This is a genomic window from Kitasatospora sp. NPDC059577 (genome assembly GCF_042735475.1).
GTDB lineage: Bacteria > Actinomycetota > Actinomycetes > Streptomycetales > Streptomycetaceae > Kitasatospora.
In genome coordinates, this window is sequence record NZ_JBHWBZ010000035.1 from 62,851 (window position 1) to 64,551 (window position 1,701).

The window sequence follows — 1,701 nt, forward strand, 5'->3', positions numbered from 1 at the left end:
GTGGGGGGGGGGGGGGGGGGGGGGGGGGGGGGGGGGGGGGGGGGGGGGGGGGCCCCCGCGGGGGCCCGGGGGGCCCCCCGGGTCGTTCCGTGCGGGCGCCGCGTCAGGCCTTGTGCGAGGACTCCAGGTGGGCGAAGACCACCACGTTGTCCAGGTAGTCCCGCCGCTTCTTGTCGTACGCGCCGCCGCAGGTGATCAGGCGCAGCTGGGCGTCGGGCGTCTTGCCGTACACCTTCTTGTCGGGGAACGCGTCCTTGGCGAAGGTCTCCACCGAGTCCACCGAGAAGACCGCGACGGTGCCGTCGGCGCGGCTCACCTCGACCTTGTTGCCCGGCAGCAGCAGGCTCAGCAGCAGGAACACCGCCGGGCCCTTGGTGGTGTCCACGTGCCCGGCGACGACCGCGCTGCCGCGCTCGCCCGGGGTCACGCCGTCGCGGTACCAGCCGACCAGGTTCTTGTCGTCCGGCGGCGGCGCGTTGAGCTGGCCGGTCGGGCCGAGGGTCAGCTCGGTGAACGGCGCGTCCACGGCGATCTGCGGGATCCGCAGCCGGGTCGGCTTGGCGCTCTTGAGCGCCGGCGTACCCGGCACGGCGGCCGCGGGCGGCGGGGAGGCGGCGGCCGACGGCCCGGGGACGGCAGGCGCGGCGGCCGCCGGGGGAGCGGCCTGGGTCGCCGCCTCGTCGGTGCGCGGCCCGGTGTCCACCGAGTTGTAGATCAGCAGCAGACCGACCGCTGCCGCGCCCATCCCGGCGCGCAGCAGCCGGGGCATTCCAGAGGCGGGACCGCCCGTCATTCCTGTCCTCCGCTCAACCGGTTCCGAACGGCCCGCCACCCCCGGGGCGCCCCGTCCCGGCCGGGGAGGCGCCCGGAGGCGGCGGAAGCAGGGTGCGGGGCGTCAGGCGACCGCGCCGGAGGCACGGCGGCCGCGGCGCAGGGCGTAGGCGCCGGCCCCGAGGCCGCCGAGCAGCAGCACCGCGCCGGAGGCGAGGCCGCCGCCGGACAGCGCCAGGCCGCCGCCGCCGGTGTGCACGCCGCCGTGCGGGGTCGTGTGCTCCTCGTCCTTGCTCTCGGTGCCCTTGTGCTCGCCGGAGCCCTTGTGCTCCTCGGTGCCCTTGTGCTCCTGGGAGGCGGCACCGCCCATCTTGTCGTCGGCGGGCTTCGAACTGTCGGCAGGCTTCGAACTGTCCGCGGGCTTCGAACTGTCGGCCGGCTTCGAGCCGTCGGCGGGCTTCTCCTGCCAGGTGAGGTTCTTGCCCTGGTCGGAGGAGGAGCCGTCGGCGAAGGCCATGGGGGCGCCGGCGGTCAGGACCGCGGCGACGGCCGCCGCGGCGAGCAGGGTGCGTGCAGAACGCATCAGGTTGTTCCTTTCGGTGCGCGGACCGCGACTGCCGGCACGGTGCCGGACAAGGGGACTCGCGGGGGGTGCGCCTGATCCACCGTCATCCACCGTGCCGCCGCCTGCCACCGGAGCGTGGCAGCGCCGGTGCGGACTGTGCGCCCTTCGGGTGGAGTCCAGGGAGTGTTCACCCGGCTGCGCCGGTGATCCGGGTGAATCCGCCGCGGGCGCGGGAGAGCGCGCGGCCGGGCCGGGGTGGAGAGCCGGAGCGCGCGACGGGGCCCCGCCCCCGCCCCCCCGCGGGGCGGGGCCCGCGCGGGGGCGCCGGCGGCGGGGGGACCGCCCCCCGGGCGGTAAACCCCCGC

2 protein-coding genes are annotated in these 1,701 nt (G+C 77.2%); both read right to left on the reverse strand.

The window, feature by feature from the left end:
• Positions 1-103: 103 nt before the first annotated feature.
• Positions 104-793 (reverse strand): class F sortase, encoded by a 690-nt coding sequence (locus ACFV0O_RS25070; protein WP_380345468.1) that lies wholly within the window; start codon positions 791-793, stop codon positions 104-106.
• 102 nt (positions 794-895) lie between these two features.
• On the reverse strand, positions 896-1,354 hold the full coding sequence (locus ACFV0O_RS25075; RefSeq protein ID WP_380345470.1) for a hypothetical protein: 459 nt from the start codon (positions 1,352-1,354) through the stop codon (positions 896-898).
• Between the last annotated feature and the right edge of the window lie 347 nt (positions 1,355-1,701).

Coding starts and splice junctions, on each gene's coding strand:
- ACFV0O_RS25070 (WP_380345468.1), bottom strand. CDS start 793: ATGACGGGCGGTCCCGCCTCTGGAATGCCCCGGCTGCTGCGCGCCGGG.
- ACFV0O_RS25075 (WP_380345470.1), bottom strand. CDS start 1,354: ATGCGTTCTGCACGCACCCTGCTCGCCGCGGCGGCCGTCGCCGCGGTC.